The organism is Rhizobium sp. CFBP 8762 (assembly GCF_014841565.1).
Taxonomy (GTDB): Bacteria; Pseudomonadota; Alphaproteobacteria; order Rhizobiales; family Rhizobiaceae; genus CFBP-8762.
In genome coordinates this window covers 935,853-961,148 of sequence record NZ_JACYUD010000001.1, presented here as the reverse complement: position 1 = coordinate 961,148, position 25,296 = coordinate 935,853, and the positions used below count along the sequence as shown (strand labels likewise).

Sequence of the window (25,296 nt, the reverse complement as noted above, 5' to 3'; positions counted from 1 at the left end):
ATGGACTATACCGTTCACACGCTGGTTGACGCGCCTCACTATAAGTCTGTTATCGCAGAGCGCGTCTGGCAAGCTTGGTGGCGGGACGATGGCTACCGGCTTGACGAGGTTGCAGACCTGGTTGAGGGCACTGCGACCAACGATCCATTTCCTTTGACCTTGGTCGCTGTGAATGAAAGCGGTACCTACCTTGGCAGCGTCAGCGGTATTGAATCGGATTTCGAGTTGCGACCACAATATACGCCCTGGCTTGCGGCGCTTTGGGTTGAGCCGCAACACCGGCGCATCGGTGTTGCGCGAACGTTGATTTCGGACTTGCTTCGCCGGCTGTTTGCCCTCGGTCATGATCAGGTTTATCTGTATGCAAAACCGGATATTTCCGACTACTATATGCGGCAAGGCTGGAAAATGCTGGAGCGAGACGTGGACGGAATGGACGTCCTTATCTTTTCGAGAGAAAGCCGGGTAGAGCGCTGATGACACTGGCTGGCAAACGCATCGTGTTGATCATCGCTGGCGGTATCGCCGCCTATAAAAGCCTTGATCTGATCCGCCGGTTGCGGGAGCGCGGCGCAGCCGTGCGGCCGATCATGACGGAAGGCGCGCAGGCGTTCATCACGCCGTTGGCGGTGGGCGCTCTGGCGGCGGATCATGTTTATACGGACCTGTTCTCTCGTGAGGACGAACAGGATGTCGGCCATATCCGACTGGCGCGCGACTGTGATCTCATCGTAGTGGCTCCTGCCACTGCCGATCTGATGGCAAAAATGGCACATGGCCTTGCCAATGATCTGGCCTCGACCGTGCTGCTTGCCACCCATCGCCCGGTTCTGATCGCCCCTGCCATGAACCCCGCCATGTGGGCGCATTCGGCAACACAGCGCAACACCCAGACACTGAAAGCCGATGGCATTCATTTTATCGGTCCGGAAAAAGGCGAAATGGCGGAAAGCGGCGAGGCAGGGCTGGGCCGGATGGCCGAGCCTCTGGCCATCGTCGCGGCAGCCGAAGCGCTGCTTGCGCCGCAGTACACGCCACTCGCCGGGCGAACGGCTATTGTCACCTCCGGCCCGACCCATGAGCCGATTGATCCGGTTCGCTACATCGCCAACCGCTCGTCCGGCAAGCAGGGCCACGCGATTGCGGCAGCACTGGCAAAGCTTGGAGCCTCCGTCACGCTGGTGTCCGGCCCGGTTTCCATACCTGATCCAGCCGGTGTGACGACGATTCACGTCGAGCGCGCTCAGGAGATGCATGATGCCGTCATGGCTCATCTGCCTGCCGACATCGCCGTTATGGTGGCCGCTGTGGCCGACTGGCGTGTGCAAGGTGATTCGCAGCAGAAACTGAAGAAGACCGCAGACGCAACGCCGCCCACCTTCATTCTTTCGGAAAATCCGGATATTTTGAACACTGTCGGCCATCACGCCCAACGCCCGCGCCTTGTCATCGGCTTTGCGGCGGAAACCCAGAATGTTGAGGCCAACGGTCTTGCCAAGCTCCAGCGCAAGGGTGCCGATTACATTCTAGCCAATGACGTATCACCCGCCACAGGCATCATGGGCGGAGATCGAAACAGTATCTTGCTGATTGGCCACGACGGTACACAAAGATGGCCGGAAATGACAAAGACCGAAGTGTCCGAGCAATTGGCGGAGCGGATTGCAGGCTGGCTGCCCGCCCGTTGAACTCAGAGCGCGGTCTGTCTCGGCGATAAAGACATGGATAATCTGGAACTGACCTTGCCAACAGAGGATCTATTTCGCCCGTTGGCTTTGGAGGCATAAAGCGCGCTGTCCGCCGCCTCTATGATATGTTTGGCTGTCACCGTGTTGAGCACTCCGCGCGCAGCACCGATACTGACGGTGACAACGCGGTGGGTTGAGCTTGCCATATGCGGTATAGCTTCTTCCATAATGGCCAAACGTATCCGTTCAGCGGTCAGAAGCAGCGCATGGTCGTCATTTGTGTCCAGCAAAACAATAAATTCTTCACCGCCATAGCGGTACGCCCGATCCTGTCCCGCCCGTAGGGTTCGCCTTAGCACCGCACTAACGGCAATAAGACACTGATCTCCGGCCTGATGGCCGAATTTATCATTGAATTGTTTGAAATGGTCGATATCGAGAACCAGAACGCCCAAATCATACGACTGGCTCACATCGCTCGCTGCAAGAGTCTCAAGTCGCAACAATTCCTCATCCAGAGACCTTCGATTGTTTAATCCGGTCAATGCGTCCAGCAGGCTGACGGTTTTCAATTCAGCGTTTTTCAGTGCCTGCAATCGTGAGAACAGAAAATTCAGCCGAGTCTCGCGTTCCAGCATGTAGCTGCCATACAAAAGAAAAGCGCTGGCAATCATATAAACAAAACAATAGGTGGCGTCCCGAAACATCATGTCCCGATAGGTGCCGGAAAACGTGAACAGGAATCCTGCAAAGAGAAAAATGGAACCGTAAACGGCACATCGAAACCGCACACGAACCACCATGGCTGCAAAAATCAAAAGCACGATAAATGTACTTCGATAAGCGTCGCTTGCATTGGTGTCGCTGATAGCAATGACCGCAGCTATAATCAGGGATGCGACGGCCATGGACGCGACAAACATGAGATCGACAATCCACTGGATTGTTTTTCGGTAAACCATGATTGCTGCAATAATGAGACAGGGAGTGATTGTTGTCAGGCGGAGCTTCAGCGCTACCCAGAAGACCGCCGGATCCATATAGTAGTCAGTCAGCAGAAAAATGTTGAAAATGACGCTGCCGGTCAGAATCAACAGCGCCTGTTTGCGCGCGTTCCGGTCACTGGAGTCTTTTTCAAACGACCGCTCAATATCAGCGGGGAATGTCAATCGCCAGCGATTGGAGGCCAGCAAGTCTTCTATGATGCCGATATTGGTAAGGATATCGCCACGCTCTAATCCGTGTGCAGGCATCTATGATTCCAGAATACTATTTTAGTATCTTATAACACTCTCGCAATTGGAGTGTATAGAGGGTCGTGTCCCAAAAGCATCAACATCCTCGGCTTTTGTTTCATGCTCTCGCTTTGGAGCATTTCCAGTCAAAGTGCGCAGCGGTTTTACCTCCGGATATACGTAAAAGCAGAGAGGCTCTAGAAAAGAGAGCCTTGTTTTTTCAAGACATCCGCGCGACCTGTGCCCTTCGCACCCCGTTTTTTGGCAGATGTTACCGCTGCCGGTTGGGCGGTTAGCGTATCGCTGGTCAGCGCACCGACCTGACCGTCCGCAAACTCAATAATCACAAGCGTTGCTGCTATCAACTCCGCCGCCGCTTTCACCGGATGACCATCCGCATCGCGCACCAAGGCATAGCCCCGGCTCAACACATTTTTGTAGGATAGAGAATCGAGCATCCGTCCATGGCTGAGGTATGATGCCTTCTTAGCCCGGACGTCGTTCAGAATTGCGCTATCGGTACGACGGCCAAGCCCGGCAACCCGGTCCTGCGCGCGGTGCACCTGTCCGCTCAATCGTGCCGGTAAGGCCCGCAAAGCCGCATCGGCCCCGGTGATGGCATGACGATGGCGGGCCAGCATTCGCTCCACGGCCCGCTCACGCCGCAGGGCATTTTCGGTCAGCTTCTGGCGGCGGTCCGTCAGCCGGTTTACCAGCATATCCGGGCGCAGGCGGCCTGCCATCTGCTCCAGCGTGCGCCGCTTGTTCACGGTGTTCATCTGCAATCCGCGGGCAAGACCCGTGGCAACGTCATCAAACCGGCGGCGGGGCAGGGCCAAAAGCTGGTCCAGCGATGGCAACGCCCGGGCAAGGGCACGCACCTCCTGGGCATGGTCACTCATGCGCCGGTTGACCGCTGCCTTCAGCCGCGCCGTGAGCGCTGACAGTTGTGCTTCGAGATCGGCCTTCACCGGCACTGCCATTTCAGCCGCCCCGGTTGGCGTCGGCGCGCGGCGGTCTGCCGCGTAGTCAATTAACGTCCAATCGGTCTCATGGCCGACAGCCGAAATCAGGGGAATGACAGAGCCCGCTGCCGCCCGCACCACGGCTTCATCGTTGAAGCACCAAAGGTCTTCCAGACTGCCGCCACCCCGTGCCACGATTAGAACATCCGGTCGCGGCAAAGGGCCATCGTGTGTGAGGCTATTGAAACCGGTGATCGCCGCGGCCACCTCATTGCCCGCGCCATCACCTTGCACCCGCACGGGCCAGACGATGACATGGACGGGAAACCGGTCCGATATCCGGTGCAGAATATCGCGAATAACGGCGCCGGTCGGTGATGTCACCACGCCAATCACGCTTGGCATGAAGGGCAACGCTTTCTTCACGCTCTGTTCAAACAGACCTTCGGCGGCAAACTTGCGCTTGCGCTCTTCCAGCAGCGCCATCAGCGCCCCGGCTCCCGCTGGCTCCAGTGATTCGATGACGATCTGATATTTTGAAGAGCCGGGGAATGTGGTGATCTTGCCGGTGGCGATTACTTCCATCCCTTCCTCGGGACGGAATTTTAACCGCGCCATCGTGGTTTTCCAGATCACCGCTTCAATGCGTGCGCGGTCGTCTTTCAGGGAGAAATAGGCATGGCCGGAGGAGTGGGGACCGCGATAGCCCGAAATTTCGCCGCGCACCCGCACCTGATCGAACGCCTGCTCAACCGTGCGCTTGATGGAACCGGAAAGCTCCGAAACGGAATATTCAACGAGATTGCTGGCGGTATCAGTATCAAAAAGGCTCATAATGCTATTTTGCCTGACAGACCGAGGTTTGAACAGGGCAGCTTTGCCCTGTTCAAACTGAATTGCTCAAACCGGATTTCAGTTGCCGACCGAACCGACCAGCACTTCTGCGCCGTTTTCGATGGAAACCCACTTACCCGTGTTGAACGAGGCCTGACGCTTGAGGTAGCGATAAGGTGTGTCCGTCCAAGGCTTTACGGCATCTTCGAGATTGTCCAGAATAAAGTCACCGGCGGAGGTGCGCAGCGTCAGCACCGCATGGCCTTCACCATCGGGCTTGCGCACCACAGTTACCAGCAGGTCGGCAGGCGAAAAGCCGCGCTCCATTAGCTTTTTACGTTTCAGCAGCACGAAGTCCTCGCAGTCACCAGCCGTTACCGGATAGGCCCAGACCTCATCCTTGCCGTAGAGCTCCAGATCGGTGACCGGCTTGATGGTTAGGTTCACGGCGGTATTGATATCGCGGATCACCTGCCATCCGGCATCCGTCACATGGGGCGGGGCAGCGGGGCGTGTGCGGATGTTGCATTCGCTCTTGTAGGTGCGGCAAAATTCATAGTGGCCAATGGGCTGCGAGGTAACAGCACCAACCTTCATAAAGCTTTGCGTGCGCATTTCTGCGGGAACAGCGATAGGGGCTGAGAGAAACAACGCCAGCAGCGCTGCGGTAAGCCCGGAAATCCACGCGTATTGCACCATTGCACGTCCCTCAGACGAAACTCGAGGGAGTGTTTGTTCCCGCCCTCAATCGTTAACAAAGAGTTAAGATTGTTGTGAGCGTTAAGTCAACGTTCAGAATTGCGTCATGCGCAAAGATGGTTAATTTCCGTTCATCATTTTGGCGTACTGATACCGGCATTCGGCGCATGTGCGCAAACGGCGGCAATGGCCTCCTTCATCTTCTCGATATCTTGCGGGCGGGACAGCCTGTGATCACCATCGCGGATAAGCGTCATCACCACATCGTCACAGACCAGATGCTCCATCAGCGTAATGGCGTGCATATAGGGCACATCGGGGTCTTCCATCCCTTGCAGGATATGCACGGGGCAGTCGGTTTCTATCATGCCGGTCAGCACCAGATTTTGCCGTCCGTCATCCAGCAGCGCTTTGGTAAACACATTGGCATCCGGGCCATAGGGGGTTGGCTCTTCAAAGTAACCGCGTTCGTTCAGGGATAGCTGCTGTGCTTCCGTCAGTTGTGGTTCAATCAATGCCGCAGTAAAATCGGGTGCAGGCGCAATCAGCACCAATCCGGCAATGCGATGGCCTTCGCCCCGGCGGCGCAGTTCCTCAACCAGCCGCAGCGCAATCCAGCCACCCATGGAGGAGCCCACCAGCACCATGCGGGGGCCACCGGCATGGGCGATGACGGCCAGCGCATCTTCCAGCCAGAGCGAAATGGTGCCATCGGTAAACCGTCCACTGGATGCGCCATGGCCGGAATAATCAAAGCGCAGGCACGCGGCCCCTGTGGCAGCGGCATGGGCTTCTAGTTCCACGGCCTTGGTGCCGGTCATATCGGAGCGGTAGCCACCGAGCCAAACGAGTTGCGGCAGGCTGTTGCCGTCCTGAGCGTCCAGAATACGCAGCGCAAGCGTTCGGGCGAACGCGCCCTCGCCAAGGGTCAGGGTGTCGGTGCGCTGGGCAGGCATGGGTAAACTCCTTGAGACTTGCAATTTGCCGAGAACGGATAGGACAAAACGTTACGGCCATGGTGATTTTTGTGTGGCGCTATGCTATATACATTTCCGTAGCAGTCCTAACCTGCCGCGTGTTGCGCTTTTTGCGGGACTGACTTACAGCACATATCTGAAATTATTCGAGGAGAATACGACCATTCGCAGACCGTTCAAAGCGGACGCCCCCACAAAAGACGGGCCGCGCGCCAACAAGGAAATCCGGATTCCCCGGGTTCAGCTCATTGATGCCGAGGGCAATAACCAAGGTATCGTCCCCACCGATCAGGCAATGGCAATGGCTGAAGAGGCCGGTCTCGATCTGGTGGAAATCTCGCCGAATGCAGAGCCGCCGGTCTGTAAAATCCTCGATCTGGGCAAGTTGAAATACTCCTCCCAGAAGAAGGCAGCCGAAGCGCGCAAGAAGCAGAAGATTGTCGAAGTCAAAGAAATTAAAATGCGTCCCAACATCGACACCCATGATTATGAGGTGAAGATGAAGGCCATGAATCGTTTCTTCGACGAAGGCGACAAGGTGAAGGTGACGCTGAAATTCCGCGGTCGTGAAATGGCGCACCAGGAGCTTGGCATGAAATTGCTGCTTCAGGTAAAGGAAGACACAACCACCATCGCCAAGGTCGAAGCTGAGCCAAAGCTCGAAGGCCGTCAAATGATGATGGTTCTGGCACCGAAGTAACTTTTCAAATCGGTGGCGAGCGCGGCTGCGGCCGCGCACCCACACAGAGAACATCTCCGATAAAAGCGGCCTCTCTTTTGCGACTGGACACTCAGTCAGAGCAACCGCTTGGCGCCAATGGTGCCCTCACCAATCCTCCATATCATGACCGATGAAACGACAGGCTTTCGGCTCTGTCTCATGCAAACGGCTGCTTGATCAACGCCTGCAATCTGCTTATGCCTGATTGTTACCCAAGCTTGTTCAGAGATCCGCGCCCATGACCTTTTCGATTCGCAATGCCACTAGCCTTGATCTGGACGCTATCACTGCCATTTACGCCGAATCGGTCCTGAACGGCGTTGCGACTTATGAAATCGATCCGCCCTCGGTGGCGGAAATGACGGGCCGCTTCGAATCGATCACCAATTTGGGATACCCCTACCTTGTTGCTATTGATGACGACGGCGTTGTTCTTGGTTACGCCTACGCATCTGCATTCCGCACACGGTCGGCCTACCGGTTCATGGTGGAGGATTCCATTTATCTGGCGCCGCAGTCACGCGGCCAGGGCGTGGGCAAAGCCTTGCTGCAGGAACTGGTTTTTCGATGTGCGAGCCTTGGGTTCCGGCAAATGGTTGCCGTTATCGGTGGCGCGCATCCGGCCTCTATTGGCGTGCATCGCTCGGCGGGCTTTGAAGATGGTGGCGTTATGAAAGCCTCAGGGCTGAAACATGGCCGCTGGCTGGATACCACCATCATGCAACTGGCCTTGGGGGAGGGTGCGCAGTCGCTTCCGCAGGAAGGCGTGTACCCGGAAACGCTCTATAAAAGTTGACAGGCGTTCCTGCGCCAGCTTTTGTTTTGAGGCATGGTCCAGACGTAGAAGGAATTGCGCTTAGCGGGAAATCAGCGGTCTACCAGCTTCAGCGCCTTGTCAAAGACTTTGAGCACTTGCGCAAGCTCGTGCCCCCGCTTCAAGATGGTGCCGTGCACATTGACCACGCTATAGGCCCCCTGTTTGGCTGCAAGCTTCGGATTTTTCTCAATCTGAAACAGCGGTGCTTCACCGGAGCGCTTGAAAACGGAAAACACGGCTTTCTCTACACCGTGATCAATGGCGTAATCTTTCCATTCGCCATCGCCCACCATGCGGCCATAAATGCGCAGAATAAGATCCAGTTCGCGGCGATGAAACGTAACAGGAAGCGCGTCCCGGGATTTTCGGTAGGTTTGCAGATCAACGATACCATCGGTCGTTGTTGCGCTGGCGTGTGTCCGTAAATCCGGTTGATCACTCATCGTTCATCAGCCTCTTCTGTTACAGATATATGTCAGTGTGCCTGACACCCATCGAAATGCAAGAGAGCTTATTTGGTTCTTCCGGAACGAAATTGCGAGGCTTGTACGCCAGCGTCAGTAATAGAAATCCATCACAGCACGAACGCCGCCGACGGCAGCAACAACAATCAACACCGCACCGGCCACATTGCTCCGGAACCGTTCCGGCACCTTTATCATTGCAAACAGCACTTCAATCACCAGCCAAGTCGCGCCCATTGCGATCAAAAACGAAGACGAAGGGCTGACCAGTTCCAGAAATTGCGAAAACAGGGCGATGAAGAACAGGAGATCCAGCAAATTGGCCTTAATAGCCCCTGCCACTCCGGTCCCGTCCACGTTCTGGCGTATGGCGCTGATATTGCCTTTCAGCATGGTTACGCCGAGATAGCCGAGGTAATAGGCACCGGCAAACAGCACGTAATTGATGACGATGGGCCGGATGGTCAGAAGCTTGACGAAGAGCAGGGCAGCGATCACCATGAGCAGCGTTGCAATGATCGGCGCGGTCTTTCGGTTGTTCGGATGATGGCGATGCGCGGCCATGACCACAGCCACTGCGGCGACAACGAACAAAAGCATATACACAGCATTCATGGTCAACTATCCGCTAGAGCATTTCCAGGACAAGTGGAATCACTTGTCCGCCCGGACAATGCGACAAACAAGAGGATAGAGCACTTCCGGCGAACACGTGTTCGCTGGAAGTGCTCTATCGGAACTTCAATGGCTCTCTATAACCGTCAAGAGGTTTAGAGAAAACTGAAAAATCCTGACGGGAAACGGCCAGATTGACGCAGTTACTGTTATGGTTGGGGTGCCATGATCACCGTTGCGCCGAGAATGGCGGCGGGCACATTTCCGTTTTTCACCCGTTGCAGCAGCACCGCAGCGCCGTCGTTCTTCTGGCTTTTCAGCACCGTGGCGGGAATCACGTAGCGCTTGGTCATGCCGTCCCACATGCCGACGGTCTGGATGGTGCTGACCGCGTGCCAGTAGTCCACCGTCTGGCCGGTGTTCTCACCCTTTTCCAACGCTACCGTTTGCTGGCGGGTGAAATAGACCACCACAACATTGGCCTTGCCCGTCTGTCCGGGGACACCGCCGACATCAATAGTAATTTCCTCGCCATTCACCGCTGCGTGCACCGGCGTGGTCAGCCCCTTGGCGGTGCTTTGCAGCTGCTTCAGCCGTGTATTGATGCCGTTCAAATCAGCGCCATTGGTATGCTCGCGGCCATTCAAAATAGCCTGCGGCGTATAGACCCCGTGGCGTCCCAGCATTTTGGCATAGGCATATTGGCGGCTGGTGTTTTCCTTGGAGCCCAGCGTATCCACCCACCCCAGATAGTTCCAGTAGTCCACATGGTAGGCCAGCGCCACCACATCGCCCTGTTGCGCCAGCTTGGCAAACGCCGCATCGGCGGGGGGACAGGATACACAGCCTTGACTGGTGAACAGTTCCACGACGCCCCTTGGAGCAGCCATATCACTTGCCTGTGCGCCGGACACCATCCACGCCGACATGACACAACACAGAACTGACAGGCATGAATGCATACGGGTGGATTCCATGAGGAGGACTGTCAGTGTTCTAGCGTTCATCTTGCTTCAACGGAAAGTCAATTTGCAGTGAGCACGCAAAAACGCCGGGAGCAGATTGCCCCCGGCGTTTTGATATTGGAAAGAAATTACGCAGCGAGATCGCGCAGAACCGTCTGCAAAATACCGCCATTGTTGACGTAGGTCACTTCGTCCAGCGTATCGATCCGGCAGATCAGCGGCACGTTTTTCACCGTGCCATCGGCATAGGTGATGACAGCGGTGCGCTTTTCACGCGGCTGCACGTTTTCCAGATCCTCGATGGTGACGACTTCGTCACCCTTGAGATCCAGCGTGTGCCATGTGGTGCCATCTTCGAACACGAACGGAATAACGCCCATGCCCACGAGGTTGGAGCGGTGGATACGCTCGAACGACTGTGCGATAACGGCTTTTACACCGAGGAGATTGGTGCCCTTGGCTGCCCAGTCACGCGATGAGCCGTTGCCGTATTCCACACCGGCGAAGATGACGAGCGGAACGCCCTCGGCCTTGTACTGCATGGCCGCATCGTAGATCGACATCTCTTCCTTGGATGGATAGTGGATGGTGTAGCCACCTTCCTTGCCGTTCGGTCCGAGCATGTGGTTGCGAATACGGATGTTGGCGAACGTGCCGCGCATCATCACTTCATGGTTGCCGCGCCGTGTGCCGTACTGGTTGAAGTCGGCCACGCCAACGCCGTGGTCCATCAAATAGCTACCGGCAGGCGATGCCGCCTTGATGGAGCCCGCAGGCGAAATATGGTCGGTGGTGATCTTGTCACCAAACAGGCCCAGCACCCGCGCACCCCGAATGTTGGAAATGCCCGCACCGGATTTGCCCATGCCCACGAAGTAGGGCGGGTTCTGCACATAGGTCGAGTTGTCGTCCCATGCGTAAGTCTGGCCCGCTGGCACCTGCACGGCCTGCCAGTTTTCATCACCCTTGAACACATCGGCGTATTTGGCCGAATACAGCTCACGCGTCACGAATTTCAGAATGAACTCCTGAATCTCGTGCGAGGTCGGCCAGATGTCCCGCAGGTAAACCGGGTTGCCATCCTGATCGTTGCCGATCGGGTCAACCGTCAGGTCCTTCTGCACCGTACCGGCCAGCGCGTAGGCCACGACCAGCGGCGGAGAGGCCAGATAGTTCGCCTGAACGTCCGGTGAAATACGGCCTTCAAAGTTGCGGTTGCCGGACAGAACGCCCGATACGATCAGGCCCTTCTCGTTGATGGTCTTGGAGATGGGCGCTGGCAGCGGACCGGAGTTGCCGATGCAGGTGGTGCAGCCGAAACCGACGAGGTTGAAGCCGATCTTGTCCAGATAGACCTGCAAACCGGCCTTTTCCAGATATTCACCAACCACCTGGCTTCCCGGTGCCAGCGACGTCTTCACCCATGGTTTGCTGGTCAGGCCCTTTGCGACCGCATTGCGGGCCAGAAGACCGGCAGCAATCAGCACGGATGGGTTGGACGTGTTGGTGCACGACGTGATGGCGGCAATCGCCACATCGCCATGGCCGAGATCGAAATCCGTGCCTTCGACGGCATACCGGTCATGCAACTGGCCGGGCTTGCGATAGTCGCCTTCCAGCGATGACGTAAAGCCCGACGAGATGAGTTCCAGCGGAATGCGGCCTTCCGGGCGCTTCGGGCCAGCCATGGCGGGCACAACTTCGCCGAGGTCCAGTTCCAGTGTGTCGGTAAAGATCAGGTTTTCGCCGTCTCCTTCGCGCCACATGCCCTGGGCCTTGGAATAGGCTTCCACCAGTGCAATGCGGTCCTCTTCGCGGCCGGACATGGTGAGGTAGTTAATGGTTTCGCCATCGACCGGGAAAAAGCCGCAGGTCGCGCCATATTCCGGGCCCATATTGCCGATGGTGGCGCGGTCGGCCAGCGTCATATTGTCCAGACCGGGGCCGTAAAACTCGACAAACTTCGACACGACGCCTTTCTTGCGCAGCATCTGCACGACCATCAGCACGAGGTCGGTTGCGGTCACGCCTTCCTTCAGGCGGCCCGTCAGCTTGAAGCCAATGACTTCCGGCAGCAGCATGGAAACCGGCTGGCCCAGCATGGCAGCTTCCGCCTCAATGCCGCCCACGCCCCAGCCCAGAACGCCAAGGCCGTTGATCATGGTGGTGTGGCTGTCGGTGCCCACGCAGGTATCGGGGTAGGCGATGGTTTCGCCGTCTTCATCCTTGGTCCATACGGTCTGGCCCAGATATTCCAGATTGACCTGATGACAGATTCCGGTGCCGGGCGGCACAACGCGAAAGTTTTTGAACGCCTGCTGGCCCCATTTCAGGAAGCGGTAGCGCTCGCCATTGCGCTCATATTCCAGCTCCACATTGCGGGCGAAAGCGCTTGGCGTGCCGAATTCGTCAACGATCACGGAGTGGTCTATCACCAGATCGACGGGAACGAGCGGATTGATCTTCTCCGGGTCGCCACCCAGCGCCACCATGGCATCGCGCATGGCGGCCAGATCGACCACGGCGGGAACGCCGGTAAAGTCCTGCATCAGCACCCGGGCGGGGCGATAGGCAATTTCAGCCTCGGCTTTACCCTTGTTGGTCAACCAGGCTGCAATGGCCAGAATGTCCTGCTTCTTGACAGAGCGGTCATCTTCGTTGCGCAGCAGGTTTTCCAACAGCACCTTCATGGAATAGGGCAGGTTGGAAACACCGGCAAGGCCGTTCTGCTCAGCCTTGATCAGGCTGTAGTAAACGTATTCCTTACCGTTCACTTCAAGGGTTGAACGACAATTGAAACTGTCAATCGACTTGGACACTGGATTACCCCGTTCCGTCTGATCGCCAAAATTTGACGTGCGAACGCCCGTAGCGCGTTGAGCGCGAATGGGATGCGGGTACGGCCATTTCCGCTGTCCGCACGCGGAAAGTTTTTCCGAGTTCGGCGCTTGGATGATCTTCACGCCGACCGCTGGCGTGTTGATGTGCATATAGATAATTTCTTTCAAACGTGCCAGACCAATCTGACTGAAAATCAAGAATTTTTAGCCTTTGCGATGATGACATGAGGAAAACGCGAACAGATGCGGCTGCAAGCGGAACGGTTAAGCGCCCGGCGCGGCGAGGATCTGATTTTTAACGATATTTCTTTCACGCTTGAAAGCGGCGAGGCGCTGGTGGTGACAGGTCGCAACGGTGCGGGAAAATCTACGCTCCTGCGCGCGCTGGCAGGTCTGCTGCCGCTGGAAAGCGGGCAGGTTTGGCTCACGGAAACGCGTGATGAACCGCGCAGCTTTGCCAGTGCCTGTCATTATCTCGGCCATCGCAATGCGATGAAGCGGGAACTGACCTTGCTTGAAAATCTCATCTTCTGGCAGCGCTTCATGGCGGCTGATTCGGCCGACCTGCGATCGAGCGCGGCGCAAGCGTCGGAGCGTGTGGGTCTCAGCGATATTCTGCATCTGCCATTCGGCACCCTTAGTCAGGGCCAACAGCGCCGTGCCGCCATGGCCAAGCTGCTTCTGGTCCACCGGCCCGTCTGGCTGCTGGATGAGCCGACAGCCGCTTTGGATACCAGCGCTGAAACCATGTTTGCCGATTTGATGAACGACCACACACAGGAGGGCGGCATTCTGATTGCGGCCACCCATCAAGCGCTGGGGATTGCCAACGCGACCCAACTCGTCATGACCGGCTTTTCGGGCGTAGAGGATGCAGCATGATCGCCCTGTTTGTGCGGGACGTGAAGCTGGCTGTGCGGGGCGGTGGCGGCGCACTCATCGGCGTTCTGTTTTTCATGACGGTCGTGGCCGTCATTCCCTTCGGCGTCGGTCCGGACCTCAACCTGTTATCGCGCATCGGACCGGCAATCCTGTGGATCGGCGCGCTTCTGGCTTCTCTCTTGGGGCTCGACCGCCTGTTTCAGGCCGAACGCGATGATGGAGCGCTGGACCTGATGCTGATGCAGGAGACGCCGCTGACACTGATCGTTCTCGTGAAATGTCTGGCGCACTGGGTCGCAACCGGCCTGCCACTGGTGCTGGCGGCGCCTTTTCTGGGGTTGTTCATGAACATGGAGGCCCGTGCCATTGGCGCAACGCTGTTGACCCTTCTGGTCGGCACACCCGCCATCACCTTCATTGGTGCCGTAGGTGCGGCTGTGGCCGTGGCTTTGCCACGGGGCGGGCTGCTGGTCTCCATTCTGGTGTTGCCGCTGGCAATTCCTGTGCTGATTTTCGGGGTCAGCGCTGTCACGGCGGCGGTGGAGGACCCGGCACCGTTTCTGCCGCCCTTTTTGATCCTCACAGCCATCACCCTGTTTTTTGCCGTCATCGGTCCTGTTTCTGCCGCTTTGGCACTGAAACATGGAGCCGACTGACTTGACGCGGATCAATTGCAGCGCGGGTTCAACCGCGCTAGAAACCATATCATGAGCGATAACAGCCTGAGCATTCGTAAAGTCAGCGATCTGGCAAACCCGACACGGTTTCTGGCCTTGGCCAAGGCTGTTCTGCCGTGGATGGCCGGGCTGACTGTCCTTGCCTTCGCCATCGGCCTGTATTTCAGCTTCTCCAGCGCGGGCGATTATCAGCAGGGCGAGACGGTGCGCATCATGTATGTGCATGTGCCAGCCGCTTGGCTGGCGATGATGTGCTATTGTGTCATGGCGGCGTCCGCGCTTGGAACGCTGGTCTGGCGGCATCCGCTGGCGGACGTGTCGGCCAAGGCGGCAGCGCCGCTCGGCGCGGCCTTTACCTTCCTCGCCCTTGTGACCGGCTCTCTCTGGGGCAAGCCCATGTGGGGCACGTGGTGGGTCTGGGATGCAAGGCTGACCTCCTTTTTCGTGCTGTTCCTGATGTATCTCGGCCTGATTGCATTCAGCCGCGCCATGGATGACCCGAGCCGCGCTGCCCGGGTTTCGGCGGTTCTGATTCTGGTTGGCTTCGTCAATATTCCTATCATCAAATTTTCCGTGGAATGGTGGAACACGCTGCACCAGCCAGCCAGTGTTATACGCATGGGCGGCTCAGCGATTGACGGTGAATTTCTAACGCCCCTTCTGGTGATGGCTGCGGCTTTCAGCCTGCTGTTTTTCACGCTGCACATCATGGCCATGCGCAACGAAATCTGGCGGCGTCGCGTTAGCGCCATGCGGCGCAAGGCAGCCCGCAGTGCCGCTAGCGTTTATCAGGGAAAACTGGGAACCGTTTTTCCTGAAAAGACAAACGAAACAAAAGACCCTAAGGGCGCGGGGAGCATAGTATGACCCACACGACCTATGTTTTGCTCTGTTATCTCAGCGCTGCCGTGACCGTCGCAGCGTTGATTGTCTGGGTCGTGATTGATGGCATCAACCGGCGACAAGAGTTGAAGACGCTGGAGGCTGCGGGCATCCGCCGCGCGTCTCGACAACAGGACCCGACATGAGCGGGGAATCGCCAGAAAAAGGTGCGGGCCTTCGCGTTGCTTTGGCCCTTTTGCCGCTCATTCTGTTTCTAGGCCTGGCGGGTGTGTTCGGCAGCCAGCTTCTGGCGGATAAGGACAGCAGCATTATTCCCTCCGCTTTGATCGGGGAGCGCGCACCCGCGCTCGCTTTGCAGCCGCTTGAAGGGTCCGGTGTGCCGACACTGGACAAGGCAGCCTTTGCGGGCAAGCTGACCCTCGTCAATGTCTGGGCCTCGTGGTGCGTTCCCTGCCGCCACGAGCATCCGCTGATCCTGCGGTTGTCGAAAGACACCCGCCTCAATGTAGTCGGGCTGAACTATAAGGATAAACCGGAGAACGCCCTGCGGTTTCTGGGCGAACTCGGCAATCCCTTTGCAGCCATTGGCGTAGACCCCAACGGCAAGGCCGCCATCGACTGGGGTGTCTATGGCATTCCGGAATCCTACCTTGTCAGCGCCGATGGCACGATTCTCTATAAGAAGGTCGGGCCGTTCGATGACAAAGCCGTGCGCGAGGAACTTATGCCTGCTATCGAAAAGGCCCTTACGCCCCAGCCTGCCAGGTCTTGATTGCCTCGACAGGCGACACCAGCATCAGCACGTTCAGCGTCAGATTATCGCGGATCACGATGCCGACGATCAGTTCCATGGCGAGTGCGAGGCCTACTGTGACCAGCACCGGCAGACGCCACGCCAGCAGGAAACCGACCGTCATGAATACCGTATCCATCACCGAGTTCAGAATACTGTCACCGTAGTAGTTCAGTGACATGGTGTTGGCGCGGTAGTGCTCGATAATCATGGGGGTGTTTTCCAGAATTTCCCACGAAATTTCGATGAACAACGCCAGAAATAGTCGTGCGGCCAGCGGCTTGCGCCGCAAGACGAGATGCGCCAGCCCGTAGAACAGAAAGCCGTGAATGATGTGCGACGGCGTGTACCAGTCGCTCAGGTGCTGGGAGTTGCCGCTGGAATTGACCACGCCCTCCCACAGCTTCACCGTGCCACAGGTGCAGATCGGCACGCGGCCCATAGCAAATAAAACCACAGCTTGCACGACAATGATCGCCAGACATGCGACAATCCAAGGGTTGATGGTGCGCTGCGGCGCGACAGGAAATGCAGATGTCATGGCTTGGTTTCTGGTACGGAATGCTTGAGGATGAGCGGCATCTGCGACAGGGTGAAGGCGATGGTGATGGGCATAGTGCCCCAGACCTTGAACGCCACCCAGAAATCCGTCGAGAACGCACGCCAGACAACCTCGTTCAGAACCGCCAGAAACAGGAAGAACACGCCCCAGCGAACCGTCAGCTTGCGCCAGCCTTCTGCATCGAGTTGAAAGGCCGAGTTGAAGACGTAGCCCAGCAGCGATTTACCGAAATACAACCCGCCGAGCAGGATGACGCCGAACAGCGTGTTGACGATTGTCGGCTTCATTTTGATGAAGGTATCATTTTGCAGATAGAGCGTCAGCGCACCGAACACAAAAACGACGATGCCTGAAATGAGCGGCATGATCGGCAGCTTGTGCGTCAGCACCCATGACACGGCAAGCGCTACTGCGGTCGCAATCATGAACAGGCCGGTGGCGATGAAGATCGGCTTGCCGAGGTCTGCCAGAAAGGGAAAGCGCGTCGCCAGCCATTCGCCGCGCGAATTGGCGAAGAAGAAGACCAGAAGCGGCCCAAGTTCCAGGGCCATCTTGAGAAGCGGGCCGATTTCTTTGCGGGGCTGGCGGCCCTCGAAAATGGACATATGATAGTCTCCGGTTCGTCGCTGTATGTGACTGCGGTGTGCTCTAATGCTGGCTTTGCGGCAATCCTGAGATGGCTTGCGCAAATTCTTCCGCCTCAAAAGGTTCAAGATCGTCGATGCCCTCGCCAACGCCAATGAAATAGACCGGCAATTTGTGCTTGGCGGCAATGGCCACCAGAATGCCGCCGCGCGCGGTGCCGTCCAGCTTGGTCATGATCAGGCCGTTGACACCCGCCACATTGCGGAAAATCTCCACCTGTTGCAGGGCGTTCTGGCCGGTGGTGGCGTCCAGCGTCTGCAGAACGGTGTGGGGGGCATCGGGATCAAGCTTGGTCAGCACACGCACGATTTTTTCCAGCTCCGCCATCAATTCGGTCTTGTTTTGCAGGCGACCGGCCGTGTCGATGATCAGCACGTCGCTCTGCTTCAGTCGCGCCTGTTCAAAAGCCTCGTAGGCCAGCCCCGCCGCATCGGCACCAAGCTTGGAAGACACGATGTCGGAGCCGGTGCGGTCCGCCCAGATTTTGAGCTGCTCGATCGCGGCCGCGCGAAACGTATCGCCCGCCGCCAGCATCACTTTCAGCCCTGCGCCGGACAGTTTTGCAGCCAGCTTGCCGATGGTGGTGGTTTTGCCCGTGCCGTTGACGCCGACAACCAGAATGACATGAGGCTTGTGCGTGAGGTCCAGCGCCAGCGGCTTTGCCACAGGCGTCAGCACTTTGACGATCTCGCGTGCCATGATGCGGTTGACCTCTTCACCGGTCACATCCTTGCCGTAGCGCTCGGACGCCAGCGTATCGGTGATGCGCAGGGCCGTCTCCACGCCGAGATCGGCCTGCAACAGCAGATCTTCCAGATCTTCCAGCGTCTGGTCGTCCAGCTTGCGCTTGGTAAACAGGCTGGCAATCTGCCCGGTCAACTGTGAGGAGGTGCGCGACAGGCCTTGGCGCAGCCGCTGATACCAACTAAGGCGCGGGCCATCCGGCGCAGGCTCTTCCCCCACAACGGGGGCGGCGGTCACAAAGCCTTGCGGCAAGGTGGGGAGCGTGGCTGGGGCCGGTTCTGCCACAAGCGGTTCTGGTAGGAGCGGCTCTAGCAGGCTGGGCACAGGCTCAATATCGGGAAGCGGAAGCGGTTCAACTTCATCATCAAACAGAAGTTCGGTCGGCTCGATAAAGTTGACAGGTGTCAACTCACCCGAAATCCCCGCATTTTCCCGCTCTGCTTCCGGCTCAGGCGGCAGGTCCACAGGCATTGGCTCGCTGGAAACGGGCTCCTGTGTCTGCGCCGGTCCTTCAACACTCTGAACGTCCTCAATGACCTCTTCATTTCCGAAGGTAATGACCTCCTCATTTCCGACGGTAATGACCTCGTCCTTGCCGAAGGAGAATACTTTTTTGATAAAGCCAAGGGCCATTGGTCAATCCGGTCTATCAGGCCGCAGCCGTCTGTTGATGCTGAAAGGTCAGGTGCCTGCCATTGTGGCCGGTGATGACGACGGAAACAAGGTCGCGGGGGCGCAAGCCCGTTGCATCCACCAGCGTGAAGTTTTCCGTATGCGCCAGTCCGTTGTTTTCGACAAGCAGGGTCACGGACTTTCCCACCATGGACGTGAGGTGCGCCCGATGCAGCGTGTCACCACGCGCGCGCAAATGGGCGGCCCGCTCCTTGATCAGCGCGCGGTCCAGCTGCGGCATACGGGCGGCGGGCGTTCCCTGCCGGGGACTGTAGGGAAAAACGTGCAAATGCGCGATGCCGCACGCTTCCGCCAGCGTTGCAGCGTTCTCGAACATCTCCTCCGTCTCCGTCGGGAAACCGGCAATCATATCCGCGCCGAAGCTGATATCAGGCCGCAAGCGACGCACATCCTGACAGAAGGCCAGCGCATCGGCGCGCGAATGGCGGCGCTTCATGCGTTTGAGAATCATGTCGTCGCCATGTTGCAGCGACAAATGCAGGTGCGGCATGAAGCGCGGCTCATCGGCAATCAGGTTCAAAAGGTGTCTGTCCGCCTCGATACTGTCGATGGAGGATAGCCGCAGACGGGCAATGTCCGGCACCTGTTTCAACAGCGTCTTTGCCAGCAGGCCAAGCGTGGGCTGGCCGGGCAGGTCCGCGCCGTAGCTGGTGGCATCCACCCCTGTCAGCACGATTTCGCAGTAACCGCTTTCCGTCAGCTTTCGCGCCTGCTCCACCACCGCGCCCATGGGCACGGAGCGGGAATTGCCGCGACCAAAGGGAATAATGCAAAAGGTACAGCGATGGTCGCAGCCATTTTGCACCTGAATGAAGGCGCGCACATGCCCGTCAATCAGCTTCACCATCTGCGGCGCGGTTTGCCTCACGCTCATAATGTCGTTGACGCGCAGCTTTTCTTCCGCCGAAACGCCGAAATCCGGCAGCTTGCGATAGGAAGCGCTTTTCAGCTTTTCCTCATTGCCCAGCACCGCATCAACCTCGGTCATATCGGCAAAGGTGTGCTTTTCCGTCTGCGCTGCGCAGCCGGTGACGATGATGCGGGCGTGGGGATTGTCGCGCCGTGCACGGCGGATGGCCTGGCGCGCCTGTCGCACCGCCTCGCTGGTCACTGCACAGGTGTTGACGAGAATGGCGTTGTTCAGCCCCGCCTTTTCAGCTTCTGCCCGCATAACCTCGGATTCGTAGGTATTGAGGCGACAGCCGAAGGTTATGACTTCGACACCGCTCAAAACGCCAGCGCCTCGGTGTCACGCGCGAAAATGCCGGTTGCCGGATCGACCGTGCCGGAAAACTCCCATTCTGCCGGTCCGGTCATGATGACGTGATCATCCTCGCGCCACAGAATGTGAATGCGTCCGCCGGGCAGGTTCAGCCAGACATCGCGGCCTGTGCGCCCGGTGCGGGCCGCACTGACTGCGGTGGCACAGGCGGCAGAACCGCAGGCAAGCGTCAGCCCCGCGCCGCGCTCCCATGTGAGCATATCGATCTCGGTGGGCGAAAGCACCCGCGCCAGCGTGATATTGGCGCGCTCGGGAAACATGGGGTGGTTTTCCAGAAGCGGACCGAAGCGCCTGATATCGTAGGTATCGATGGGCTGATCCACCCAGAAAATCGCATGCGGATTGCCCATGGAAGCGACCGAGGGAGAATGCAGCACCGGCGCATCGATAGGGCCGATTTGCAGCTCGATGGAGCGCGTATCGGCAAATTCTTCCGACAGCGGTATCTTGTCCCAGGCAAATTCCGGCCTGCCCATGTCCACCGAAATCGTGCCATCCTCATGCTCATCCGCGTTCAGAATGCCCGCCACGGTGTGAAACACGAAGTGCTTGCGGCCACTCTCCGCCGAGAGCGCCTGCACCACGCAACGCGTGCCGTTGCCACAGGCCTGCGATTTGGTGCCATCGGAGTTGAGAATATCAATGAACGCGTCCGTGCCCTCGGCCTTCGGATCATGGATCGCCATGATCTGGTCGAACGCGGTTGCCGGATCGGCATTCAGCGCAATGGCCGCCTGCGGTGTCACCCGGTCTGTGCGCCCACGCATATCCACCACCAGGATTATGTTTCCCAGTCCGTTCATACGGGCAAAAGGTACAGTCTGTTGCATGGTCAGTACTCATTATTTTGCCCGTATATGAAGGAATTTCCCGGCGATTGCTAGATTATCCCAATGGAATATCGAATACCTCGCCGGGGTGCATGGCGCGAAAGCGCGTTGGCTCGATGCTGCGCTTGGTCAGCGCGGCGGTCAGCGCCGTTGGCGGGTCTTCCCGCCCTTCGTCTGTCAATTGAAACGCGCCCCAATGGTGGCCAAGCGCATAGGCTGCATTGCACAACAGCATGCCTTCCACCGCTTCCTCCGGGTTCTGATGCTGGCTTTTCATAAACCAGCGCGGCTCATAGGCGCCAATCGGCAAGGTGGCGAGACGAAAACCGCCATAGGCTTCAGCCGCCGCGCGGTAATTGATACCATCGTGAAAACCGGTATCGCCGATATGGTAGAGATTGCCCGAGGGTGTGGTGATAACGAAGGCGCACCACAGCGCCATGCGCCGGTCGTTCATGCCGCGTGCCGACCAGTGGTGGCACGGCGTGGCATAGACCGCCATACCTTCGGAAATATTAATGCCGTCGCCCCAGTCCAGCACGGCCATGCGTGCGCCCGGCGCCGCATCCTCGACAATCGTATCGTTGCCCAGCGGCATCACCAGCAGGGGGTGATGGCGGAGATTCAGCGCCTTCAGCGTGTCGAGGTCCAGATGATCGTAGTGATTGTGCGTGATCAGCACCACATCAATCGGCGGCAAGGCAGAAAACGCGATGCCCGGCAGGCTGGTGCGCTTCGGCCCGATGAAGGAGAACGGGCTCACACGGTTGGACCACACCGGGTCCGTCAATATATTGATACCGGCGGTCTGGATCAGCAAAGAGGCATGGCCGACCATGGTCACACGCAGGGCGTCGCCCTCAATCTTGCTGTCCGGCACGGCGGGCGGAAATTTATTCTCGTAATGTTTGTCCCACTTGATACGGCCCTTGCTGAATTGCCAGCGCAGGAGATCACCAAAGCCACCTGGCTCAATGCCATTGGGATTGAAGAACCGCGTCCCATCGAAATGGTCGGTCGGCCGACCCGTATAATAAGGATTGCTCACTGCACGAATCTCCACTTTGACGCGAATATAAGCACCATTCCTTGCGCAATGCTTGACTTTTTGAGCGTGTTCCTGTTTATCCCGCGCATCTGCCGCTAAAGTTTCAACACTTGCAGCCGCCGACCGGGGCAGTTCTTTGAACCAGATCCCGGAGGTCAACATCCGACAGCGCGTTGCGCCCTCGGGTGCTTTATGGCTTTGCGTCTTGCATTCTGGCGCGGCGATACCGACGTTTTCGCACACACAGCGTTTGCGAAACACAAAGGACGTGAGTTTGATGTTTGAAAACCTCCAGGATCGCCTTGGTTCCATTCTGAATGGATTGACGGGCCGTGGCGCGCTCTCGGAAGCCGATGTATCAGCAGCGCTGCGCGAAGTGCGCCGCGCGCTGCTGGAGGCCGACGTGGCATTGGATGTCGTGCGCGGCTTTATCGAGCGCGTGCGTGAAAAGGCAGTCGGCGCGGAAATTCTCAAAGCCATCAAGCCCGGCCAGATGGTCGTCAAGATCGTTCATGACGAGCTGGTCGAAATGCTCGGCTCGGAAGGCGTGGGCATTGATTTGAATGCGCCCGCCCCGGTCGTCATCATGATGGTGGGCTTGCAGGGCTCAGGCAAGACGACGACAACCGGCAAGATCGCCAACCGTCTTTCCACCCGCGACAAGAAAAAAGTGCTGATGGCGTCGCTGGATACACGCCGCCCCGCCGCGCAGGAGCAGTTGCGCCAACTGGGTGCGCAGACCAGCATTGACACGCTGGCGATCATCCCCGGCCAATCGCCCACCGATATCGCCAGCCGCGCGGTTCAGGCGGCTCGTTTGGGCGGCCATGATGTCGTGATTCTTGATACGGCCGGTCGTACACATATCGACGAGCCGTTGATGATCGAGATGGCGGAGATCAAGCGTCGCGCCAATCCTCATGAAATTCTGCTGGTGGCCGATGCGCTGACCGGTCAGGACGCTGTCAATCTTGCACGCAACTTCGATGAGCGCGTCGGCATTACCGGCCTTGTGCTGACCCGCATGGACGGCGATGGCCGTGGCGGTGCCGCGCTATCCATGCGCGCCGTCACCGGCAAGCCGATCAAGCTGATTGGTGTTGGCGAAAAGATGAGCGAGCTGGAGGAATTTCACCCCCGGCGCGTGGCGGACCGCATTCTGGGCATGGGCGATATCGTCAGCCTGGTGGAGCGCGCTGCCGAAAACATCGATGCGGAAAAAGCCGCTGCCATGGCCGCCAAGATGCGGACTGGCAAATTCGACCTGAACGATCTGGCCGACCAGTTGCGCCAGATGCAGAAGATGGGCGGTATGGGCGGTATTATGGGCATGATGCCCGGCATGGGCAAGCTCAAGGACAAGGTGGCTGCATCGGGTCTGGATGAAAGCGTATTCAACCGTCAGCTTGCCATTATCGGCTCCATGACCAAGGCCGAGCGCGCCAATCCTGATATGCTGAAACATTCGCGCAAGAAGCGCATCGCGGCCGGTTCGGGTACGGATGCCGCTGATATCAACAAGCTTTTGAAAATGCACCGCCAGATGGCCGACATGATGAAAATGATGGGCGGCAAGGGCAAGGGCGGCATGATGAAGCAGATGATGGGTGGTATGGCAGCCAAGATGGGACTTGGCGGCGGTATGGGTGGTTTGGGCGGTATGGGCGGTATGCCCGATCTGTCCAAGATGGACCCCAAGCAGCTCGAAGCACTTCAAAAGCAGGCGGAAGCCGCAGGCCTGACAAAAGGCTTGGGGGGCCTTGGCGGAATGGGCGGTCTTGGCGGCGGTTTGCCGGGCCTCGGTGGCCCCAAACTACCGGGTATGGGCAGTCTTCCCGGTCTACCGAAGAAAAAGTGAGCCAGTTATGACGGATCAGGTCAAAGAACAGTTATCAAAATACCGCCAGTCCATCGACAATATCGATGCGGCGCTGGTGCATATGCTGGCGGAGCGTTTTGCCTGTACGCAGGCGGTTGGCATTTTGAAGGCCACCCATGAATTGCCGCCTGCCGATCCGGCACGCGAGGAATACCAGATCGACCGCCTTCGCCGTCTGGCGAAGGATGCCAATCTGGACCCGGATTTCGCGGAGAAGTTTCTCAACTTCATCATCCGCGAGGTTATCCGACATCACGAAGCAATTGCCGCTGATCTCAGCGGTGCAAACGAAAAATCCGCCTGAGGCGGACATTCATCTATCAGGAGAAATAAAATGGCATTGAAAATTCGTCTTGCACGCGGTGGTTCCAAAAAGCGTCCTTACTACCAGGTCGTCGTTGCCGACGCGCGTAGCCCACGCGATGGCCGCTTTCTGGAAAAGGTTGGTTCCTGGAACCCGATGCTTGCCAAGGGCGACGAAAAGCGCGTTGAACTGAACGGCGAGCGCCTTCAGTACTGGGTTTCCAACGGCGCCATCCCGACAGACCGTGTTCTGCGCTTCATGGCAGAAGCCGGCCTTGCCGAGCGCGCCACCCGCGCCAACCCAACCAAGGGCCAGCCTGGCAAAAAGGCACAGGAACGCGCCGCCGAAGCCGCCCAGAAGGCCGCTGACGCAGCCGCTGCTGCCGCTGAATAAGCAATCAGTCAAAGCAATAAAAAGCGGCGGGCAACTGCCGCTTTTTTGTTTCAGGGCTGCTCGATTTTAGCCAATACGTCTGACAGCATCGCAAGCAACGCGTCGCGGGCGCGAAAGCCGGGCGAGACCTCCTGTTTTGCTGCATCCTGTATCTGGTGGACAAACACAATCGTGCGCTTTCCCTTGGTCGCCCAGCCGACGAACCAGCCATAGGGGCGGTCTTCTGCCAGCGAGCCATCGGCATTGCGGGGTGCCGCAGCACCGGTTTTGCCATGCACCTCCCAGCCGCTGATTGACGAATCGAGTTTGGTGATTTTGCTGGTCATGTCATAGGCGTGATCCGAGACCGCCAACTCTCGTTTGACGATGTGGGTCAGAAACGCCATCTGCTCCATCGGCGAAATCTGGAGCGAGGAACTGAGCCATGCGCGCTTCAGTCCGTTGTTTTTACCCTTATCGCCGGATGCATCAGCATTGCCGTAGTTAAAGGCTTTCAGGTAGGCGGCAAACTTATCTGCGCCGATGCGCGGGGTAATCTCCTGCGAATACCAGACAACCGATTCCTTCATCCAGTAGGCGGGATCGGTGGTATGCTTCCAGCTTGGCCGCCAGGCAGAGTAGCCTTCCTTGAATGGCAGAGCGGGACTGTGCTCGTCCTTCAGAACGCCGCTGTCAAACCCCATCAGGCTGATGGCTATTTTAAAGGTGGAAGCAGGCGTGATGCGCTGTTCGCAGCCCGCACCTTCGTGTTTCAGCAGAGTGCCGGTTGCAGCATCCGCGATGGCGAGGCACTGGGTTTGTGCTGTTGCCAGACTTGGCAAGGCAGCCATGAAAACAAGGCTAAGCAGGGATAGGGAAACGTGTTTTACAGCGAACAAATCCGGGTCTCCTTAAGGTTGAC

The 25,296-nt window shown here is 57.9% G+C and carries 26 protein-coding genes and 1 pseudogene; 12 read left to right on the top strand and 15 right to left on the bottom strand.

The annotated features are described in order from the left end of the window. Positions 1–477 (top strand): GNAT family N-acetyltransferase, encoded by a 477-nt coding sequence (locus IFT84_RS04600; RefSeq protein WP_192117416.1) that lies wholly within the window; start codon positions 1–3, stop codon positions 475–477. Then, a complete protein-coding gene (gene coaBC / locus IFT84_RS04595) occupies positions 477–1,688 on the top strand; it encodes a bifunctional phosphopantothenoylcysteine decarboxylase/phosphopantothenate--cysteine ligase CoaBC (RefSeq protein ID WP_192117415.1) in 1,212 nt (403 codons plus the stop codon). Before IFT84_RS04600 ends, coaBC begins: the two co-directional genes overlap by 1 nt. Positions 1,689–1,690: 2 nt before the next feature. On the opposite strand, the gene IFT84_RS04590 is transcribed toward coaBC, so the two are convergent. From IFT84_RS04590 to IFT84_RS04575, 4 genes are all read right to left on the bottom strand, one after another. Further along, a complete protein-coding gene (locus tag IFT84_RS04590; RefSeq protein ID WP_192117414.1) occupies positions 1,691–2,782 on the bottom strand; it encodes a GGDEF domain-containing protein in 1,092 nt (363 codons plus the stop codon). 338 nt (positions 2,783–3,120) lie between these two features. Next, on the bottom strand, positions 3,121–4,725 hold the full coding sequence (gene xseA, locus IFT84_RS04585) for an exodeoxyribonuclease VII large subunit (protein WP_192117607.1): 1,605 nt from the start codon (positions 4,723–4,725) through the stop codon (positions 3,121–3,123). Between the two features lie 75 nt (positions 4,726–4,800). After that, complete coding sequence (locus tag IFT84_RS04580; protein ID WP_192117413.1) at positions 4,801–5,421, bottom strand: transglutaminase-like cysteine peptidase; 621 nt, start codon at positions 5,419–5,421, stop codon at positions 4,801–4,803. A 134-nt stretch (positions 5,422–5,555) separates the two neighbouring features. Continuing rightward, positions 5,556–6,377, bottom strand: coding sequence for an alpha/beta hydrolase (locus tag IFT84_RS04575; protein ID WP_192117412.1), 822 nt, complete (start codon positions 6,375–6,377; stop codon positions 5,556–5,558). A 184-nt stretch (positions 6,378–6,561) separates the two neighbouring features. Between IFT84_RS04575 and infC the strand changes: the two genes are divergently transcribed. Both infC and IFT84_RS04565 read left to right on the top strand, forming a co-directional pair. After that, complete coding sequence (gene infC, locus IFT84_RS04570; RefSeq protein WP_342212831.1) at positions 6,562–7,098, top strand: translation initiation factor IF-3; 537 nt, start codon at positions 6,562–6,564, stop codon at positions 7,096–7,098. Positions 7,099–7,357: 259 nt separating this feature from the next. Continuing rightward, positions 7,358–7,915 (top strand): GNAT family N-acetyltransferase, encoded by a 558-nt coding sequence (locus IFT84_RS04565; RefSeq protein ID WP_192117410.1) that lies wholly within the window; start codon positions 7,358–7,360, stop codon positions 7,913–7,915. A 71-nt stretch (positions 7,916–7,986) separates the two neighbouring features. Here IFT84_RS04565 and IFT84_RS04560 read toward each other — a convergent pair whose 3' ends face one another. The 4 genes from IFT84_RS04560 to acnA all read right to left on the bottom strand — a co-directional run bounded on the left by IFT84_RS04560 (position 7,987) and on the right by acnA (position 12,799). Next, complete coding sequence (locus tag IFT84_RS04560) at positions 7,987–8,379, bottom strand: DUF2794 domain-containing protein (RefSeq protein WP_192117409.1); 393 nt, start codon at positions 8,377–8,379, stop codon at positions 7,987–7,989. A 114-nt stretch (positions 8,380–8,493) separates the two neighbouring features. Further along, positions 8,494–9,015 (bottom strand): hypothetical protein, encoded by a 522-nt coding sequence (locus IFT84_RS04555; RefSeq protein WP_192117408.1) that lies wholly within the window; start codon positions 9,013–9,015, stop codon positions 8,494–8,496. A gap of 209 nt (positions 9,016–9,224) precedes the next feature. After that, entirely contained in the window at positions 9,225–9,944 is a 720-nt protein-coding gene (locus IFT84_RS04550; RefSeq protein ID WP_244651101.1) for a DUF1223 domain-containing protein, read from the bottom strand. A gap of 164 nt (positions 9,945–10,108) precedes the next feature. Beyond that, a complete protein-coding gene (acnA, locus tag IFT84_RS04545; protein ID WP_192117605.1) occupies positions 10,109–12,799 on the bottom strand; it encodes an aconitate hydratase AcnA in 2,691 nt (896 codons plus the stop codon). Between the two features lie 264 nt (positions 12,800–13,063). Here acnA and ccmA point away from each other — a divergent pair, with 264 nt between their 5' ends. The 5 genes and pseudogenes from ccmA (at position 13,064) to IFT84_RS04520 (ending at position 15,994) form a co-directional block, all read left to right on the top strand. After that, positions 13,064–13,702, top strand: coding sequence for a heme ABC exporter ATP-binding protein CcmA (gene ccmA, locus IFT84_RS04540; RefSeq protein WP_192117407.1), 639 nt, complete (start codon positions 13,064–13,066; stop codon positions 13,700–13,702). Continuing rightward, positions 13,699–14,358, top strand: a complete 660-nt coding sequence (ccmB, locus tag IFT84_RS04535; protein WP_192117406.1) for a heme exporter protein CcmB — start codon at positions 13,699–13,701, stop codon at positions 14,356–14,358. The genes ccmA and ccmB overlap by 4 nt, the downstream gene beginning before the upstream one ends. Before the next feature lie 51 nt (positions 14,359–14,409). Beyond that, a pseudogene (locus tag IFT84_RS04530) lies at positions 14,410–15,156 on the top strand (heme ABC transporter permease); the annotation flags it as partial. Between the two features lie 86 nt (positions 15,157–15,242). Continuing rightward, the gene (ccmD, locus tag IFT84_RS04525; protein WP_192117404.1) at positions 15,243–15,407 is read left to right on the top strand and encodes a heme exporter protein CcmD; all 165 of its coding nucleotides are present in this window, start codon (positions 15,243–15,245) and stop codon (positions 15,405–15,407) included. Next, positions 15,404–15,994, top strand: coding sequence for a DsbE family thiol:disulfide interchange protein (locus IFT84_RS04520; RefSeq protein ID WP_192117403.1), 591 nt, complete (start codon positions 15,404–15,406; stop codon positions 15,992–15,994). The genes ccmD and IFT84_RS04520 overlap by 4 nt, the downstream gene beginning before the upstream one ends. On the opposite strand, the gene IFT84_RS04515 is transcribed toward IFT84_RS04520, so the two are convergent. From IFT84_RS04515 to IFT84_RS04490, 6 genes are read right to left on the bottom strand one after another with little or no spacing between them, the layout of a single operon-like run. After that, positions 15,969–16,556 carry a DUF2585 domain-containing protein gene (locus IFT84_RS04515; RefSeq protein ID WP_192117402.1) on the bottom strand — a complete coding sequence of 196 codons (588 nt, stop codon included), beginning with the start codon at positions 16,554–16,556 and terminating at the stop codon, positions 15,969–15,971. The genes IFT84_RS04520 and IFT84_RS04515 overlap by 26 nt on opposite strands. Continuing rightward, positions 16,553–17,182 (bottom strand): septation protein A, encoded by a 630-nt coding sequence (locus IFT84_RS04510; protein ID WP_192117401.1) that lies wholly within the window; start codon positions 17,180–17,182, stop codon positions 16,553–16,555. Before IFT84_RS04510 ends, IFT84_RS04515 begins: the two co-directional genes overlap by 4 nt. Positions 17,183–17,225: 43 nt before the next feature. Further along, positions 17,226–18,599 carry a signal recognition particle-docking protein FtsY gene (gene ftsY / locus IFT84_RS04505; protein WP_192117400.1) on the bottom strand — a complete coding sequence of 458 codons (1,374 nt, stop codon included), beginning with the start codon at positions 18,597–18,599 and terminating at the stop codon, positions 17,226–17,228. Between the two features lie 16 nt (positions 18,600–18,615). Continuing rightward, entirely contained in the window at positions 18,616–19,890 is a 1,275-nt protein-coding gene (gene mtaB / locus IFT84_RS04500; protein WP_192117399.1) for a tRNA (N(6)-L-threonylcarbamoyladenosine(37)-C(2))-methylthiotransferase MtaB, read from the bottom strand. Further along, a complete protein-coding gene (gene dapF / locus IFT84_RS04495; RefSeq protein WP_192117398.1) occupies positions 19,887–20,771 on the bottom strand; it encodes a diaminopimelate epimerase in 885 nt (294 codons plus the stop codon). The genes mtaB and dapF overlap by 4 nt, the downstream gene beginning before the upstream one ends. Before the next feature lie 55 nt (positions 20,772–20,826). Then, on the bottom strand, positions 20,827–21,828 hold the full coding sequence (locus IFT84_RS04490) for an MBL fold metallo-hydrolase (RefSeq protein WP_342212830.1): 1,002 nt from the start codon (positions 21,826–21,828) through the stop codon (positions 20,827–20,829). Between the two features lie 268 nt (positions 21,829–22,096). Between IFT84_RS04490 and ffh the strand changes: the two genes are divergently transcribed. From ffh to rpsP, 3 genes are read left to right on the top strand one after another with little or no spacing between them, the layout of a single operon-like run. Beyond that, positions 22,097–23,677: a signal recognition particle protein gene (ffh, locus tag IFT84_RS04485; RefSeq protein ID WP_192117396.1), complete on the top strand. Its 1,581-nt coding sequence runs from the start codon at positions 22,097–22,099 to the stop codon at positions 23,675–23,677. Positions 23,678–23,684: 7 nt separating this feature from the next. After that, positions 23,685–24,002, top strand: a complete 318-nt coding sequence (locus IFT84_RS04480; protein ID WP_192117395.1) for a chorismate mutase — start codon at positions 23,685–23,687, stop codon at positions 24,000–24,002. Positions 24,003–24,032: 30 nt separating this feature from the next. Next, positions 24,033–24,395 carry a 30S ribosomal protein S16 gene (gene rpsP, locus IFT84_RS04475; RefSeq protein WP_192117394.1) on the top strand — a complete coding sequence of 121 codons (363 nt, stop codon included), beginning with the start codon at positions 24,033–24,035 and terminating at the stop codon, positions 24,393–24,395. Between the two features lie 50 nt (positions 24,396–24,445). Here rpsP and blaOXA read toward each other — a convergent pair whose 3' ends face one another. Beyond that, entirely contained in the window at positions 24,446–25,225 is a 780-nt protein-coding gene (gene blaOXA, locus IFT84_RS04470; RefSeq protein WP_192117604.1) for a class D beta-lactamase, read from the bottom strand. Positions 25,226–25,296 lie beyond the last annotated feature (71 nt).